We start from the raw sequence: 15,926 nt of genomic DNA, 5'->3' as shown, positions 1-15,926 counted from the left end.
GTTTGCAGTGATGCCGCCGCAAGCGCGACGGCTTGGGCCAACGGAACCATGGCGCCAGCTCTACCCCCTATTCGGCGGCCGCCCGCTGCGGCTCGGGCAGCATGTCTTCCCTGGGCTTGAACAGCGAGGGCTGATCCCCCGCTTCGACCGAGCCCGGCTCGCCCTTGCGCTTCGACCAAAGCCCGACCAGCCAGCCCGAGAAATTCTCCATGTAGACATAGATGACCGGCGTCACGAACAGGGTCAGTGCCTGCGAGGCAAGCAGGCCGCCGACAACGGCAACGCCCAGCGGTTGGCGCAGTTCGGCGCTGGCGCCGGTGCCGAGTGCAATCGGGAACGTGCCCATGAGTGCCGCCAGCGTCGTCATCATGATCGGCCTGAAGCGCATCAGGCAGGCCTTGTGGATCGACTCGGTCGCCGACATGCCTTCTCGTCGCAACTCAAGCGCGACATCGACCATCATGATGCCGTTCTTCTTGACGATGCCGATCAGCATCAGGATGCCGATCACCGCGATGACCGACAGATCCATGCCGGCGAAGCGCAGCGCAACGACCGCTCCCAGCACGGCCGACGGCAGGCCGGTGAGGATGGTCAGCGGGTGGATGAAGCTTTCGTAGAGGATGCCGAGCACGATGTAGATGGTCAGGATTGCGCCGCCGACCAGAAAACCCTGGTTGGCCAGCGAATCCTGGAAGGTCTTGGCCGTGCCGGCAAAGGTCGTCGAGATCACCGTCGGCATGCCGATCTGCTCTTTCAGCGCATTGATGCGCGTCACGCTGTCGCCCAGCGCCACGCCCTGCGGCAGATTGTAGGAGATGGTCACGGCTGGAAGCTGGCCGAGCTGGTTGACGGTCAGGGCGCCGGCCGTGCGATCGACGCGGGCGAAGGCGCCGAGCGGAACAAGACTGCCGCTCGCCGTCCTCATCTGGATGGCCAGCATCCGCTCGGGCGACCACTCGATCTTGGGATCGAGCTCGGTGATGACCTCATAGCTGTCGGCCGAACCGAAGATGGTCGAAACCTGGTCGGTGCCGAACCCGCCATAGAGGGCGGAGCGCAACGTGTCGGTATCGATACCGAGCTGGGCGGCCTTGTCGCGATCCACCACCAGCGTCGCCTGCAGCGCATTGTTCTGCAGGTCGCTGGTGACGTCGGTGAAGTTCGCATGGTCGGCCGCCATCGCGTCGTTCAGTTTCTGCGCCCAAATATCGGTGAGGCCGGTATCAAGGCCCTGAACCACGAGCTGGTAGGCGCTTGCGGACGACCGCGAGCCCAGCCTCAAATTCTGCACCGGCTGCATATAGGTCTCGATGCCAGCAACGCCGGCCAGTTGCTTGCGCAGATCCGAAAGCACCTTCTCGATATCGGGGCGCTGGTCCTTGCCCTTGAGCTGGACGAAGAGCTGCCCCTGGTTGAGCGCATTGTTGCCGCTGCCCGCCGACCACGCCACATGGTCGACATAGGGCGAATGCGAGAAGACGCTGGCGACCTGTCCTTGCAGCCTGGACATGGCGTCGAAAGAGATGTCCTGACGTGCGATGGTGGTCACCGATATCTGGCCGATGTCCTCCTGCGGGAAGAAACCCTTCGGCGAAGTCTGGATCAGCCACACCGACGCTGCCGCGGTGCCGACGAAGACGAGGAACACCAGGAAGGTGTGCCGCAGGCAGAAGCTCAAGACCCTGTCGTAGCCGCGCGTGACGAGGTCCTGCTTGTGACCGGGGCCATGCTTGTCGCGGTCGGCTTTGGTCACCGACAGCAGCCGCGAGCACAGCATCGGCGTCAGCGTCAGCGACACGAACATCGACGCCAGGATGGCGACCGTCACCACCACGGCGAACTCGTTGAAGATGCGCCCGATGACGCCGCCCATCAGCAGCACGGGGATGAAAACCGCCACCAGCGAGATCGAGATCGAGATGATGGTGAAGCCGATTTCGCGCGCGCCCTTCAGCGAGGCGTCGAAGGCCGACAGCCCGTCCTCCTCCATGTGGCGGAAGATGTTTTCAAGCATCACGATGGCGTCGTCTACGACGAGGCCGACCGCCAGCGTCAGGCCCATCAGCGAGATGTTGTCGATGGAAAAGCCGAACAGGAACATCGCGCCGAGCGTGGCGATCAGCGAGATCGGCACCGCCACGGCCGGGATGATTGTCGCCGTCACCCGGCGCAGGAACACGAAGATCACCATGATGACCAGGGCAATGGTGAGCAGCAGCGTGAACTGCACGTCGCTGACCGCCTGCCGGATCGAACTGGAGCGGTCGTTAAGCAGCTTGATGTCGGCGGCGGCCGGCATCTGGTCCTTGAAGGACGGCAGCATCGCCTTGACCTTGTCGACGACGTCGACAGTGTTGGCGTCGGGCTGGCGCTGCACGGCCATGATGATCGCGCGGGTGCCATCGTACCAACTCGCCGTCGTGGTCGTCTGCACCGAATCGACCACGCGGGTCACCTCGCCCAGCCGTACCGGGTGACCGTTTTTGGTGGCGATGATGATGTTGGAGAAACCGGCGGCGTCGGTCAGCTGCGTGTTGGCGGTGATGGTGAGCTGCTGCTTGTCGTTCTGGAGCACGCCGAGCGGCGTGTTGCTGTTGGCCGAGGCAACCGCCGCCTGCAGCTGATCGATCGAGATGCCGCGTGCGGCAAGCGCGGTCGGGTCGATCTGGATGCGCACCGCGTATTTCTGCTGGCCGAAGATCGAGACCTGCGCCACGCCGTCGATGGTCGACAGCGACGGCGAGATGACGTTTTCCGCGAACGCATCGAGGTCGGTCAGCGGAACCGTGTCGCTGACCAGCGACATCAAAAGGATCGGCGCGTCGGCCGGATTGACCTTGCGATAGCTCGGCGGCGCCGTCATCTGCGGCGGCAATGATTTCTGCGTGCGCGCGATCGCCGCCTGCACGTCGGCCGCCGCCGCGTCGATGTCGCGGTTGAGCACGAACTGGATGGCGATCGAGGTCTGGCCAAGCGAGTTGGTGGTCGAGATCGAATCGATGCCGGCGATGGTGGCGAACTGCTTGATCAGCGGCGTCGCCACCGATGTCGCCATGGTTTCCGGCGAGGCGCCGGGCAGCGAGGCCGAGACGTTGACCACCGGGAATTCGGCGCTGGGCAGTGCGGCCACCGGCAGGAACTTGTAGGCGAACAGCCCGCCCAGCACGAGGGCGAACGACATCAGAAGGGTGGCGACGGGCCGGCGTATGCAGAATTCGGAAATCATTGGGCGGCCTCGCCGGCGCTGGTCGCCTCGGCCACCTTGGGCGCGGCGGCACCCGCCGTGGTCTTGCCTTCATGCACCGCGGCGCCGTCCTTCAGCCGTGTCTGGCCCTCGGTGACAACCTTCTCACCGCTTTTCAGCCCCTGGCTGATGGCGCTGTTGTCGCCTTCGGTCAGCGCCACCTGCACCGGCCGCATCTCGACCGTGTTGTCCGGCTTGACCACATAGACGAACGGGCCCTTCTGGCTTGGCTGCACGGCGACGGTAGGAACCGATGTCATCTGCGGCATGATGCCGGCGTCGAGCACGACATTCACATACTGGCCGGGCCATAGCGAAAGGTCGGCATTGGGAATACTTGCCCGCGTCGCGATAGTGCCCGACGCGGTGTCGACGCTGGAGTCGACGAAATCGAGCGTGCCCTTGCCGATCGGCGTCGGGTCACCATCCTTGGTCAGTGTCACCGCGCCCTGCTGCGGATTGGCAAGCGCCTTGTGCAGCAGGGCGAGATTGCTTTCCGGCAGATTGAAGTTGACCTGCAGCGGGTCCATCTGGGTGATGGTCACCAGCGGGGTCGCCGTGCTGCTGTTGCCATTGCTGACGGTGACGAGATCGCCGACGGCGACGCTGACCGCACCCAGCCTGCCGGAAATCGGCGCCGTGATCGTGGCGAAGCCAAGCTGGACATTGTCGGCGTCGATTGTCGCCTTGTCGGCGTCAACGGTCGCAGCGGCAGCCTTCTGCGCGGCGACGGCCTGGTCGTAGGTCTGCTGCGTGCCGGCCTGCTTGGCAACCAGATCCTTGGCGCGCTGGAGATCGGAATTCGAACTGGCAAGCAGCGCCTGGTCCTTGGCGAGCGCCGCTTGATCCTTTGCCAACTGCGCCTTCAGCGCCCGGTCATCGAGCGAGAACAGAACGTCGCCGACCCTGACCATCTGCCCATCCTTGACGTCGATCGAGACGATCTGGCTGGACACCCGCGCGTTGATGTTGACGACGGCGGGAGACGAGACGAAGCCGATCGCATAACGCCGGATCGGGAAATCGGCTGTCGAGGCGACGGCCGAGAGGATGGAAGCCGAGCGGGCGGCACCGCCGCCACCTGCCGCCTTGTCGCCCGCTGCCGGCTTGCCGGTTGCCGATTTGTCCGCGGCAGCGACCTGCTTTGCGCCGATGAGCTGCTGAGCCTTGCTCAGCGCGTCCGGAGACACATAGAGCCAGGCCGCGCCCGCACAGGCGACGGCAAGCAACGAAAGAACGACTTTTCCACGCATGGTCAAAGGCCCTCCCCACCCGACACGTCGTGGTCCGATGGTTCTACTCTAGCGCAAATCACGGCCCGTTGCCGCGATTTCGCCGAATAGATAGGACGCGCCTTTGTCGGAAAAGGGCCAAAACACGGCATTACGAAGATTTAATGTGCACTGCACAATGGATGTGCAACACGGGCTGAATCCCCATCCGACGGCTTGCGAGCCATCGCCTTCCGGCCTGAGACGACCAGAATGTGCGCGTCTCGACCTATTTGAGCATCGGCCAAAGCGTCGCCGCCAGCAGCACGCCCATGGCGATGTTGAACCATTTCAGCCGTACCGGGTCCGACAGGAAACCGCGCAGCGCGGTGCCGAACCCAGCCCACACCGAGACGCTCGGCAAATTGACGATGGTGAAGGCCACAGCGATCAACACCACCGACAGGAACGGGTGCTCGGCATTGGCATAGACGGCCATGGCGGTGATCGCCATCACCCACGCCTTGGGATTGACCCACTGGAATGCAGCCGCCTCGATGAAGCGCATCGGCCGCGCCTTCGTCTCGCCCTTGCCGGTCAGCGTGCGCGACATGGCGATCTTCCAGGCGAGGTACAGAAGATAGGCGCCGCCGGCGATCTTGAGCGCGGTATGCAGCGCCGGAAACGCCGTCAACACAGCGCCAAGGCCAAGACCGACGGCAAGCAGCAGCACGAGGAAACCCATGCTGATGCCAAGCATGTGCGGAACGGTTCTGACGATGCCGAAATTCACGCCCGATGCCAGAAGCATGAGATTGTTCGGCCCCGGCGTGATCGAAGTCACCAAGGCGTAGACAAGCAGGGCAAGGAAAGCGTCAAGCGACATGGATATCCTCCCCGACAAGTCAGGATCGTTGTCTTTTCTAGGCAACCCGCAAAGGCCCACGGACGGCCCACAGCGGGGCCAGAAGCCTCACTGTGGAAGCTGGCTGGCGCGCCCGGCGCCAGCACCGAAGGCCTACATCGCCTGCGGGCCGCGGTTCAACGCCGCCACGCCGGTGCGGCAGATTTCGACCAGGCCGAGCGGCTTCATGATGGCGATGAACTGATCGATCTTGGAGCCCTTGCCGGTGATCTCGAAGATGAAATGCTCGGTGTTGGCGTCGATGACGCTGGCGCGGAACGCATCGGCCAGCCGCAGCGCCTCGACCCGGGCCTCGCCGATGCCGGCGACCTTGACCAGCGCCAGTTCGCGCTCCAGCGGCCGCTCCTGGCCGGATTCATGCGAGCGCACGGTCAGGTCGACGACGCGGTGCACCGGCACGATGCGCTCCAGCTGGTGCTTGATCTGCTCCAGCACATGCGGCGTGCCGCGCGTCACGATGGTGATGCGCGACAGGTGTTTTTCATGCTCGGTCTCGGAGACGGTCAGGCTCTCGATGTTGTAGCCGCGCCCGGAAAATAGGCCGATGACCCGGGCAAGCACGCCCGGCTCATTGTCGACCAGCACGGAAAGCGTGTGGTTTTCCGGCTTTTCCGTTTCCTTGGCGATAAAATAGGCCGAACCGGTCGGTTGTAGCTGTGCGTTCATGACATGAATCTCGATTTCAAGCTCTTGAGCTAATTCGTTGTTTGCGCAGGGCTTTCTCGCGACAGCCCTGCCTTGGTTCTGCCGGCTACACCAGTTCCCTGCCCTTGGCGTCGATGGCATTGGCCACCGCCTCGTCGGTCGCCTCGTCGGGCAACAGCATCTCGTTATGCGCCTTGCCCGACGGGATCATCGGGAAGCAGTTGGCGAGCGTCGCCACGCGGCAATCGAACAGCACCGGCTTCCTGACCGAGATCATCTCCTTGATCGCGTCGTCCAGCTCGTCCGGCTTTTCGCAGCGAATGCCGTGGCCGCCATAGGCCTCGGCCAGCTTGACGAAGTCCGGCATCGCCTCGGTATAGGAATGCGACAGCCGGTTGCCGTGCAGCAACTGCTGCCACTGCCGCACCATGCCCATATACTGGTTGTTGAGGATGAAGATCTTGATCGGCGCATTGTGCTGCACCGCCGCGCTCATCTCCTGCATCGTCATCTGCACCGAAGCGTCGCCGGCAATGTCGATGACCAAAGCGTCGGGATGCGCGATCTGCACGCCGAGTGCTGCCGGCAGGCCATAACCCATCGTGCCCAGCCCGCCCGACGTCATCCAGCGGTTCGGCTTCTCGAAACGATAGTGCTGCGCCGCCCACATCTGGTGCTGGCCGACCTCGGTGGTGATGTAGGTGTCCATGCCCTTGGTCAGTTCGTAGAGCCGCTCGATGGCGTATTGCGGCATGATCACGTCGTTGTTCATCTTGTAGGCGAGCGAGTCGCGCGCACGCCATTTGGCGATCTGCTCCCACCAGGGGTAGAGCGCCTTCTTGTCGGCCTTGGCGCTCGCCCGCCACAGCCGCACCATATCCTCCAGCACCCGGCCGACATCGCCGATGATCGGCACCTCGGTGTGGACGTTCTTGTTGATCGACGACGGATCGATGTCGATGTGGATCTTCTTCGAGTTCGGCGAGAAGGCGGTCAGCCGGCCGGTGATGCGGTCGTCGAAGCGCGCGCCGATGCAGATCATCACATCGCAATCATGCATGGCCATGTTGGCTTCATAGGTGCCGTGCATGCCGAGCATGCCCATCCAGTTCTTGCCCGATGCCGGATAGGCGCCGAGGCCCATCAGCGTCGAGGTGATCGGGAAACCGGTGAGATCGACCAGTTCGCGCAACAGATGGCTCGCTTCCGGGCCGGAGTTGATGACGCCGCCGCCGCTGTAGATGATCGGCTTCTTGGCGCCCGCCATCAACTCGACCGCCGCCTTGATCTTCTCCAGGTCGCCCTGGACCTTTGGCTGGTAGCTGGTGCGTGGCGCGATCTGCGGCGGGACATAGAATCCCTTGGCGAACTGCACATCCTTCGGGATGTCGACGACGACCGGACCGGGACGGCCGGTGGTCGCGACATGAAAGGCCTCGTGGATGGTGGCGGCGAGCTCGTTGACGTCCTTCACCAGCCAGTTGTGCTTGGTGCAGGGGCGCGTGATGCCGACCGTATCGCATTCCTGAAAAGCGTCCGAGCCGATCAGCGAGGTCGGCACCTGCCCGGTCAGGCAGACCAGCGGGATCGAATCCATCAACGCGTCCTGCAGCGGCGTCACCGCATTGGTGGCGCCCGGGCCGGAGGTCACCAGCATCACGCCGGCCTTACCGGTCGAGCGCGCATAGCCTTCCGCCGCATGGCCGGCGCCCTGCTCATGGCGCACCAGTATGTGCTCGACCTCGTCTTGCTGAAAAATCTCGTCATAGATCGGAAGGACAGCGCCGCCGGGATAGCCGAAGACATGCTTGACGCCATTGTCCTTCAGCGCCTGCACCACCATTTCGGCGCCCGTCATCTCGCGCCGCTCGTTCTGTCCGTTGCTCATCGGTCTGGTCCCGTACTGTCGCCATTGGGCGTTTGCTGGTCGTTTAGTCGTGTTTCAGGCAATAAAAAAGGCCCCCGAGGGAGCCTGTGTCTTGCGCATGGGGGGTTTTCGCCCGGCGGTTACACCGCCTTGCCCACGCGCTTTCCTACGAGAATGAGTGCTGTTTTCATGGTGGCGGACACTAAGGGCGGGCAAGGCGACCTGTCAACGGGAAAAATCGCGCCGGCGCGCACAGCGTGCCGGCGCGATTGAGGCGATCAGCCCGGCGCCTTGCAGCGGGAAACGCGCGGATCGCATCTGGACACCTTCGTCGCCTGCATCTTCGCTGGCGAATGGTGAGGTCCCACCTTTGCCGGGCCATGGTGCTGGGGCATGTGCATTGCCATCGCCTGCTGATGCGGCTTCTGTTGCCCGGCACCGCGTGCAGGACGCTGCCCCGAGACCGGCTTGGCCGACCCCGGTTTGGCCGACGATTTGACAACGATACGTCCATCGCCCGCGGTCCTGTCGGCATGCAGCTTGAGCGCATCGGCCTTCGCGCCGTTGCCGGCGACCATCCGCTTGCGCACAGTGTTGCCAGGCCTCACGACGGCTGGATTGCTGGCAGCCACCGCGCCCGGGGAAATGGCCTTGCCGCCGATCGCAGTCTTGGGGCCCGCCACGATTTGCCCGTTCCCCATTGCATTGCCGGCAAGCTTCTTGATTTCGGCGCCCCTGGAAGCATCGAGACGTGCACTGGCAAACACGCCTTTGGGCGGAGGAACCAGTCTTGCCGCCTTGATCGAGTCGATGACTGGCTTCGGGAGTTGCTGCAGCCGGGGTCCGGCATTGATTGCAACCACCTGGTTGCCAAGCCGCACGCGTGGCGCATTGTTGACCACGACCGTCTGGTTGATGAATGTCGTGTTGCGCACGATGACGACGTTCTCCTGAACCGGCCGCACCACCCTGACCAGATCCACCGCGCCGATCGCCGCCACCGGCACGAAACACCACCAGGCGTCGTCGAAGGCGGCACCGACGTCGGGCGGCGCCGGAGCCCAGCCGACATCATTGCCGCCCTGACGCCAGACCACCCAGGCTGGCGCCCATTGATCGCCGGCGATCCACACCCAGCCGAAATCGGGATCATACGCCCAGCGGCCATAGTGATAGACGACATCGCCGAATGGCTCGGTGGACTGCCAGTACCAGCCATCGTCGGTCCAGACCCACCTGCCTTCGGTGTAGGGCCGCCATTGGGTACGCACCGAGGGAACCCAGACATCGCCGAAGCGGCTGGAGGTTCGCCATCCGCCATAGTTCGAAAGCCTTTCGCGGACGGTGACGGAAATTTCCGCCGCATGCGCCTGTGTTCCGGGCAGCACCAGCGGGCCGGTCACCGTCGCACTCAAGGCCATGACCGCGGCCATTGCTGCAGCACGTCCACGCCGGCCGAGAGAGTGGCGTGAAGACGCTTGGAAAAAGGATATGATAATCATAACGGGCTCCAGAGTTCCGCATCCAGAAAATCCCGGGAACCGCCCTGCTGCCCGCCACCGCTTCCCGGCTTCTCACCGATCGGTTGTTATCGGCCCCGGTGACCGCATTGCGGCATTTGACCATCAACTTTGCGCGACCGGCGCGGCATTCACAAATGGGACGTTCGTTTCCGGCGCCCGGGCGATTGCGAAACCGCCGGGTGATCCCATTTTGCGAATAAACCATTGAAACCGCTGGAAACTATGGTGGGGCGTGACGAGGGCCGCCATCTCTGACGATACTTGATCGTCCGGCGGCAAGCCCGTCGGAGCCATCACCATGACGATCTGGATTTCACGGGAGGAAACCTGATGCTCGACAAGCCCTCTAGCAAGAAACTGTCTGACGTACTCGACCAGTTCGGCGCCGCGCTTGCTGCCAATGACATCGAGAAGGCGGTCGATTGCTTTCAAGAAGATTGCTACTGGCGCGACCTCGTTACCTTCACCTGGAACATCAAGACCATGGAAGGCCGCGACCAGGTCCGCGACATGCTGAAAAGCCAGTTGTCGAACACCAGGCCATCGCACTTCGCCATCGCCAAGGGCGAGGACGCGACCGAGAGCGGCGAACTGATCGAGGGCTGGATCAGCTTCGAGACGGAGGCGGCACGCGGCTTCGGCCATATCAGGCTGAAGAACGGCAAGATCTGGACGCTGCTGACCACCATGGCCGAACTGAAAGGCCACGAGGAGCCGGCAGGCTTCGCGCGGCCGATGGGCGCCAGGCACGGCTCGGGCAAGAACCGTCCGACATGGAAGGAAGAGCGCGAGAGGGAAGCCGCCGAGCTCGGCTTCAAGACGCAGCCCTATACGGTGATCATCGGTGGCGGCCAGGGCGGTATCGCGCTCGGCGCGCGGCTGCGGCAGCTTGGCGTGCCGACCATCATCATCGAGAAGAACGAGCGTGCCGGCGACAGCTGGCGCAAGCGCTACAAGTCGCTCTGCCTGCATGACCCGGTCTGGTACGACCATCTGCCCTATATCGATTTCCCCAAGAACTGGCCGGTCTTCTCGCCCAAGGACAAGATCGGCGACTGGCTGGAAATGTACACCAAGGTAATGGAGCTGAATTACTGGTCCTCGACCGAGGCCAAAAGCGCTTCCTATGACGACAAGACGAAGGAATGGACCGTTGTCGTCCACCGTGACGGCAAGGACATCACGCTGAAGCCGAAGCAGCTGGTGCTGGCGACCGGACAGTCCGGCAAAGCCAATCTGCCGAAATTCAAGGGCATGGAGACCTTCGAGGGCGATCAGCACCACTCGTCGAAGCATCCGGGTCCCGACGCCTATGCCGACAAAAAGGCCGTTGTCATCGGATCCAACAATTCCGCCCATGACATCGCTGCCGCACTTTGGGAAGCCGGCGCCGACGTGACCATGGTGCAGCGCTCGAGTACCCATATCTCCAGGTCCGACACGTTGATGGAAATCGGACTGGGTTCGCTCTATTCGGAGCAGGCGCTGCAGAATGGCATCACCACCGCCAAGGCCGATCTCATCTTCGCTTCGCTGCCCTACAAGATCCTGCACGAGTTCCAGATCCCGGCCTATGCCGAGATGAAGAAACGCGATGCGGCATTCTACAAGGGACTGGAAAAGGCCGGTTTCATGCTCGACTGGGGCGACGACGAGTCCGGCCTGTTCATGAAGTACCTCAGGCGCGGCTCTGGCTATTACATCGATGTTGGCGCATCGCAGTTGGTCATCGATGGTTCGATCAAGCTGAAGAGCGGCGTCGACGTCGAAGAGATCAAGCAGCACTCGGTCCTGCTCAGCGACGGGTCGGAACTGCCTGCGGACCTCATCGTCTACGCCACCGGCTACGGCTCGATGAACGGCTGGGCCGCCGATCTGATATCGCGCGAAACCGCCGACAAGTCGGCAAATGCTGGGGCCTCGGCTCGAACACCACCAAGGATCCCGGCCCCTGGGAAGGCGAGTTGCGCAACATGTGGAAGCCTACACAGCAGGAAGCGCTGTGGTTTCACGGCGGCAACCTGCACCAGTCACGCCACTATTCACAATTCCTGGCGCTGCAGCTGAAGGCCAGGCAGGCCGGCTTGGCGACGCCGGTCTACGGGCTGCAGCAGGTGCATCACAAGGGGTAGGCGAGCGCGATTCCGGCGAAGCCGGAAGAAAGGAGGCAGGGCTTGCACCCTGCCTCCTTCCTTTGAGGGAATTACGCCGGCTTACCCGCCGCGAACTGCGTCACCACCCGCTGCAACAGCGGCACGTAATCGCGAAACGTCCGCGTCTTCATGTTGGCAATCTTGCCGCTCTCGTCCCAGATGCGGACCCGGACCGCTTCCTCATGGAACGGGTTCTTGCGGAACTCGGCCACCTCCTCGGCATTCATCGGCCCGCCCTGCAGCGACAGCGTGTGCACCGAGGCCTGAGAAAGCCTGCCGAAATAGGTCGGGTCGGTGGCGCAGAGATAGCGCTTGGCGGCGACATGCAGCCTGACGCATTCGACGATGACAGGTGGAAAGAACGGCGCCAGCACTTCGCCGCCGGCTTCGTCATGATGCTTGTCCTCGACATCCTCGGGCGAATAGGTGCCGAACTCGCTGGTGTAGTGGCCAATGTCGTGCAGCAGCGCCGCCGCCACCAGCTCGTCCGGCGCGCCGTCCTTTTCGGCGAACCAGGCGCCCTGCAGCATGTGCTCCGACATGGTGACGGGTTCGCCGAGATAGGATTCCGCACCCCGGCGCTCGAAGATGTCGGCGATGAATTCGACGATATTGTCCGCGTTCAAATCCTGGCCGCTCATTCCGCCGCCTCCTTGAACCCGTGTTCTATCGACGCGAGCGTCGACAGCAGGCCATCCTTGTCGGCGTAACAGCCCTGCAGCCAGCGCTTGCCGGTTCCGGAAAACGCCTTGCGGGCGTGCATGACGCGCGTGTTGTCGACGATGAAAGCCTGCCCCGCTTCGAGCTTGAACGTCACTTCGAAGGATGGATCCTCGATCAGTTCGGCGAACCGGCGGTAGGCCGCGTAGTACGCTTCCATGTCGGCGAAGGGCACGTCGACCGTCGGCGCCAGCGAGCGGTTGTTGAAGCGGATGCAGATCAGCTCGCCATCGGGCCCGAGCTCGATCATCGGCCGCTTCGCCTGCAGCCGCACACCGGAAGAGCCGGCATATTCGAAGCGCGCCGGGCATGAGCTCAGCAGCCGGAAGCCTTCCGGGTTCTCAGCCTGCAGCGCAGCCGCGACGGCAAACCCGTCGACGACGCTGGATTCGCCGCCCTCAACCGTATTCTCGATGCAGGACAGGATCTGCAGCGTCGGCACGGGGTCGCGATAGGGATTGTCGGTATGCGCCTGGAGCCCGAGATTGGTGTAGGCGAGATTGCTCGGATTGACCTCGGCGCGCACTTCGAACCAGCGCCCGTAATTGGTCTCCCTGATATAGCCGAACAGATCGGACACCTTGCACAGCGCTCCGGATTCGGTCGGCAGATCGTCCATCACCGCGAAGCCATAGGCTTTCACCGCCGACAGCCATTGCCGCAAGACGGCTTGGTCGCCACTGGCAGCAGAATAACCGGCGCGCGGCACCGAATTCTGCATCGAGGCCTTGGTCCATCGCACGGTGGCCTCGTCCGTCCAGCCGGGCTGGCGGGCCGCGTCACGATCATAGGCATTGGCGCTCAGCCATGCCGCCGGGAAACTCACTGTTTTCTGCTCCGGCACGAAGCTGACTTCCAAGGCACCGCCCTTGACCGATGCCGCGCCGATCCTGATGTCGGCGGGAATGTCGAGGATGGTGATCAGCCGTTGGCCATTGCCGGCGCTGCGCGTCTTGTCGTCCAGCGCATTGTCGCGCAGCCACATGGCGTGAAAGCGGCTGCGCGACCCGTCCTTCCAGCCAAGTTCGATTGTTCTGCCTTCGTCGCCGATCAGCGCGTGGGTGAGCATGGAGATCCGTTCCTGTCCATTGCGTCCCCCGCAGCTGATCCGCAGGGTTTCGATTGCATGTTGATCGCGCGAGAGGCATAATTCAAATTATCCTTTTTTGGCCAATGACCACGATATACTAATGTCTCGAACCACACCCCTGCCGCCGCTCGACTGGCTGCGCAGTTTCGAGGCTGCGGCGCGGCTGTCGAATTTCACCGCGGCGGCAGCCGAGCTTGGCCTCACCCAGGCGGCCGTCAGCCAACACATCCGCTTTCTCGAGGAGCGGCTAAAGACACGTTTGTTTTCGCGGCTGGCGCGCGGCGTCGCCCTGTCGCCGGAGGGGGCAGCCTACCTCCCCCACATCCAGTCGGCCTTCGCCACCATCGGCAACAGCACCGCGGAACTGTTCGAGCCGCGCGCCGTCCAGACCGTGACCATCCGGGCGCCGATTTCCTTTGCCTTGCTGATGCTGGTTCCGGCGCTGCCCGATCTCGCGAAGGCACTGCCGCGCATCCAGCTCGACCTGGTGACGATCCATCGCCCTACCGATTACGACCTGCCGGGCTCGGTGCTCGATATCCGTTTCGGCAACGGATCCTTCCCCGGCCGCGAAGCCGACAGGCTGACCGCCGAGCGGCTTGTGCCGGTGGCGGCTCCGGGTCTGGTCGGCGACGCAGACTGGACCTCCTTGCCGCTGCTTCTGGTTGCCGGCGCGCGCGAGATGTGGGCGGAATGGTTCGCTGCCGCCAGGCTGGCCGGCCATCCCAGGCGATCGCACCGCTTCGACAGCTTCGTTGCCGCCATGGAAGCGGCCAAGGCCGGCGCCGGCGTGCTTTTGGGCTCGCGGCCGCTGGTCGATGCGGCGCTCGACAGCAAGACGCTGGTCAGGCTTTCCGACTTCGAACTCTCCAGCACATCGGGCCATTTTCTGACCAAGGCGTCGACAGCGCGCCTGACCGGCGCCGAGCAGGATTTCCGCCAGTGGTTGCTGTCGCGCCTCTCCGCGCCGGCTTGACCGGTTACGAGATTTGCCCGATTCGCTTCCAGTAGATCAGCGTGCCGGTCAGCCCGCCATGCGGCTTCAGGGCATAGTCCGGTATCTCACCGGCCAGCGTGAAGCCCAACCGCTCATAGAGGCCTGAGGCGCCCTCCTCGGTTGCCGTGTCCAGAACCAGCAGCGTGCGGCCCTTCTCCACCGCAAGCCTCTCGGCGGCCCGCATCAGGCGCGTTCCCACGCCCCTGCCCCGGTAGTCGGTGCGTGTCATCAGCTTGGCGATCTCGGCCCGGTGCGGCTGGTTGGGCGGACAGTCGAGCAGCAAGGTCACGGTGCCGACCAGGTTTTTGCCGTCCCAGGCGCCAAGCACCGCTCTTTCGCCCCTTGCCGCCGCGGCCAGCGATTTCTCCCAGAAACCCCTCGCCGCCTGCGGCGCCAACGGATGCATGAAGCTGACCGAACCGCCTGCCGCCACCGTTGCGACCAGCAATTCGGCCAGCCCGTCCTGCGTCTCGGCAGCCGGGGTCAGGGTTGCGATCTCGATCGAGTTCATGTGCGGGATATCCTGTGATTGCGATAGAAGCGGGCGCATTGCCGTCACTCCAGATGGCGCGCGCGGCGACGCTTTCGCGCCGCCTTGATGGCGCTGATGCGGTCGGCATCTTCGTGCCCGAGGTGCCGCCCGCGCTCGAGAATCTCGAGCGTGTACTCCTCGTAGGTCAGGCCAAGCCGCTCGGCTCTGTCCATGCGCAACAGCATGACCTCGTGGCTCGGCGCCTTCCACGCCTTGGCGTGCGCTGCCTGCCAGGCCAGGAAGATATAGGGATCGCCCGTGCCCCATGGCGGGCCCTTGTACTCATCGAGAGGCGGCCCCCCATTGTGGGAGCGCTTTGGTCTCTTTGCCATTGTGTCAGCCTCTGACCAGGGCGACCAGATAGTCGGCGCCGGGCTCCAGGGCATGGAAGGTGCAGTCCGACGGCGCCCCAAGCGCCAGGCAGTCGCCGGGCTCGAGCTTGTGCGCCATATCGCCTTCGATGAATTCGAGCCGCCCGGAAATCAGCCATATCTGCTGCTTGATGAAGGCGTATGAAGCAGCCGGAAAACTGACCCTGGCGCCCGCCGGCAGATGCACCTTGATCAGTTCCAGCGGCATATCGCCAGCCGGCGAAAGATGCCGCCTGACATAGCCGGTATCGGGATCGCGCCATACCGGCTGGTCGGCCTCGCGCAGCAGCCCGCCGCCCTGCAGCTCGGCGCGCGCGATCAAGGTCGACAGCGTCATGCCGAAGGCCGACGCGATGCGCACCAGAAGCGCCGCCGTCGGGCTGGTCTTGCCTCGTTCGATCGTGCTGAGCATCGCCTTCGAGACGCCGGAACGCTCCGCCAGTTCAGCCAGGGACCAGTCACGCATGACCCTTTCGGCGTGTATCCTGCGGCCTATCGTCGAGGAAATTTCGTTCGCTATATCATCCATATGTCTATTATAGCGAAATATTGACGCCGGAGAAGAGCCGCCTTGCGACAATTTTCACAGGCCCCTTAATGCTCTCTACACCATCCGACCTCATCGGGCCTTAACCCCATTCGGGT

The 15,926-nt window shown here is 63.6% G+C and carries 12 protein-coding genes and 1 pseudogene; 2 read left to right on the top strand and 11 right to left on the bottom strand.

The window, feature by feature from the left end:
- Window positions 1-67: 67 nt before the first annotated feature.
- From RPF88_RS04380 to RPF88_RS04355, 6 genes are all read right to left on the bottom strand, one after another.
- Entirely contained in the window at window positions 68-3,229 is a 3,162-nt protein-coding gene (locus RPF88_RS04380; protein WP_224674876.1) for an efflux RND transporter permease subunit, read from the bottom strand.
- On the bottom strand, window positions 3,226-4,500 hold the full coding sequence (locus tag RPF88_RS04375; protein WP_337121753.1) for an efflux RND transporter periplasmic adaptor subunit: 1,275 nt from the start codon (window positions 4,498-4,500) through the stop codon (window positions 3,226-3,228). Before RPF88_RS04375 ends, RPF88_RS04380 begins: the two co-directional genes overlap by 4 nt.
- Before the next feature lie 247 nt (window positions 4,501-4,747).
- Window positions 4,748-5,344: a LysE family translocator gene (locus tag RPF88_RS04370; protein WP_024501399.1), complete on the bottom strand. Its 597-nt coding sequence runs from the start codon at window positions 5,342-5,344 to the stop codon at window positions 4,748-4,750.
- A gap of 132 nt (window positions 5,345-5,476) precedes the next feature.
- Window positions 5,477-6,049, bottom strand: a complete 573-nt coding sequence (gene ilvN / locus RPF88_RS04365) for an acetolactate synthase small subunit (RefSeq protein WP_013531048.1) — start codon at window positions 6,047-6,049, stop codon at window positions 5,477-5,479.
- 85 nt (window positions 6,050-6,134) lie between these two features.
- Entirely contained in the window at window positions 6,135-7,916 is a 1,782-nt protein-coding gene (locus tag RPF88_RS04360) for an acetolactate synthase 3 large subunit (RefSeq protein WP_082826477.1), read from the bottom strand.
- A 257-nt stretch (window positions 7,917-8,173) separates the two neighbouring features.
- Window positions 8,174-9,328: a DUF6600 domain-containing protein gene (locus RPF88_RS04355; protein WP_337121752.1), complete on the bottom strand. Its 1,155-nt coding sequence runs from the start codon at window positions 9,326-9,328 to the stop codon at window positions 8,174-8,176.
- 420 nt (window positions 9,329-9,748) lie between these two features.
- Here RPF88_RS04355 and RPF88_RS04350 point away from each other — a divergent pair.
- Window positions 9,749-11,550 (top strand): annotated as a pseudogene (locus RPF88_RS04350) (NAD(P)-binding domain-containing protein).
- 71 nt (window positions 11,551-11,621) lie between these two features.
- Here RPF88_RS04350 and tmpB read toward each other — a convergent pair.
- Together tmpB and tmpA are read right to left on the bottom strand one after the other, a co-directional pair.
- Window positions 11,622-12,212: a (R)-1-hydroxy-2-trimethylaminoethylphosphonate oxygenase gene (gene tmpB / locus RPF88_RS04345; protein WP_224621272.1), complete on the bottom strand. Its 591-nt coding sequence runs from the start codon at window positions 12,210-12,212 to the stop codon at window positions 11,622-11,624.
- On the bottom strand, window positions 12,209-13,360 hold the full coding sequence (gene tmpA / locus RPF88_RS04340; protein ID WP_337121751.1) for a 2-trimethylaminoethylphosphonate dioxygenase: 1,152 nt from the start codon (window positions 13,358-13,360) through the stop codon (window positions 12,209-12,211). Before tmpA ends, tmpB begins: the two co-directional genes overlap by 4 nt.
- A gap of 121 nt (window positions 13,361-13,481) precedes the next feature.
- Between tmpA and RPF88_RS04335 the strand changes: the two genes are divergently transcribed.
- Window positions 13,482-14,357: a LysR family transcriptional regulator gene (locus tag RPF88_RS04335; RefSeq protein WP_024501405.1), complete on the top strand. Its 876-nt coding sequence runs from the start codon at window positions 13,482-13,484 to the stop codon at window positions 14,355-14,357.
- 4 nt (window positions 14,358-14,361) lie between these two features.
- On the opposite strand, the gene RPF88_RS04330 is transcribed toward RPF88_RS04335, so the two are convergent.
- Genes RPF88_RS04330 through RPF88_RS04320 form a run of 3 tightly spaced genes read right to left on the bottom strand, consistent with a single transcriptional unit; the run spans window position 14,362 to window position 15,810 of the window.
- Window positions 14,362-14,889: a GNAT family N-acetyltransferase gene (locus RPF88_RS04330; RefSeq protein ID WP_224674915.1), complete on the bottom strand. Its 528-nt coding sequence runs from the start codon at window positions 14,887-14,889 to the stop codon at window positions 14,362-14,364.
- A 44-nt stretch (window positions 14,890-14,933) separates the two neighbouring features.
- Complete coding sequence (locus RPF88_RS04325) at window positions 14,934-15,242, bottom strand: hypothetical protein (protein ID WP_013531040.1); 309 nt, start codon at window positions 15,240-15,242, stop codon at window positions 14,934-14,936.
- A 4-nt stretch (window positions 15,243-15,246) separates the two neighbouring features.
- Window positions 15,247-15,810 (bottom strand): XRE family transcriptional regulator, encoded by a 564-nt coding sequence (locus RPF88_RS04320; protein WP_224674879.1) that lies wholly within the window; start codon window positions 15,808-15,810, stop codon window positions 15,247-15,249.
- Window positions 15,811-15,926: the final 116 nt, after the last annotated feature.

Origin of the sequence: Mesorhizobium sp. ISC11, assembly GCF_037162595.1 — a bacterium.
In the GTDB taxonomy this organism is placed as follows: Bacteria; Pseudomonadota; Alphaproteobacteria; order Rhizobiales; family Rhizobiaceae; genus Mesorhizobium; species Mesorhizobium ciceri.
The sequence above is the reverse complement of the archived record's forward strand: the minus strand, read 5'-3'. Positions and strand labels throughout refer to the sequence as shown.

What these genes read in the sequence shown, in the direction of transcription:
- tmpA (WP_337121751.1), bottom strand. Translation starts at nt 13,360, where the DNA reads ATGCTCACCCACGCGCTGATCGGCGACGAAGGCAGAACAATCGAACTT.
- RPF88_RS04355 (WP_337121752.1), bottom strand. Translation starts at nt 9,328, where the DNA reads ATGGCCGCGGTCATGGCCTTGAGTGCGACGGTGACCGGCCCGCTGGTG.
- RPF88_RS04360 (WP_082826477.1), bottom strand. Translation starts at nt 7,916, where the DNA reads ATGAGCAACGGACAGAACGAGCGGCGCGAGATGACGGGCGCCGAAATG.
- RPF88_RS04335 (WP_024501405.1), top strand. Translation starts at nt 13,482, where the DNA reads ATGTCTCGAACCACACCCCTGCCGCCGCTCGACTGGCTGCGCAGTTTC.
- RPF88_RS04375 (WP_337121753.1), bottom strand. Translation starts at nt 4,500, where the DNA reads ATGCGTGGAAAAGTCGTTCTTTCGTTGCTTGCCGTCGCCTGTGCGGGC.
- ilvN (WP_013531048.1), bottom strand. Translation starts at nt 6,049, where the DNA reads ATGAACGCACAGCTACAACCGACCGGTTCGGCCTATTTTATCGCCAAG.
- RPF88_RS04330 (WP_224674915.1), bottom strand. Translation starts at nt 14,889, where the DNA reads ATGAACTCGATCGAGATCGCAACCCTGACCCCGGCTGCCGAGACGCAG.
- tmpB (WP_224621272.1), bottom strand. Translation starts at nt 12,212, where the DNA reads ATGAGCGGCCAGGATTTGAACGCGGACAATATCGTCGAATTCATCGCC.
- RPF88_RS04325 (WP_013531040.1), bottom strand. Translation starts at nt 15,242, where the DNA reads ATGGCAAAGAGACCAAAGCGCTCCCACAATGGGGGGCCGCCTCTCGAT.
- RPF88_RS04380 (WP_224674876.1), bottom strand. Translation starts at nt 3,229, where the DNA reads ATGATTTCCGAATTCTGCATACGCCGGCCCGTCGCCACCCTTCTGATG.
- RPF88_RS04320 (WP_224674879.1), bottom strand. Translation starts at nt 15,810, where the DNA reads ATGGATGATATAGCGAACGAAATTTCCTCGACGATAGGCCGCAGGATA.
- RPF88_RS04370 (WP_024501399.1), bottom strand. Translation starts at nt 5,344, where the DNA reads ATGTCGCTTGACGCTTTCCTTGCCCTGCTTGTCTACGCCTTGGTGACT.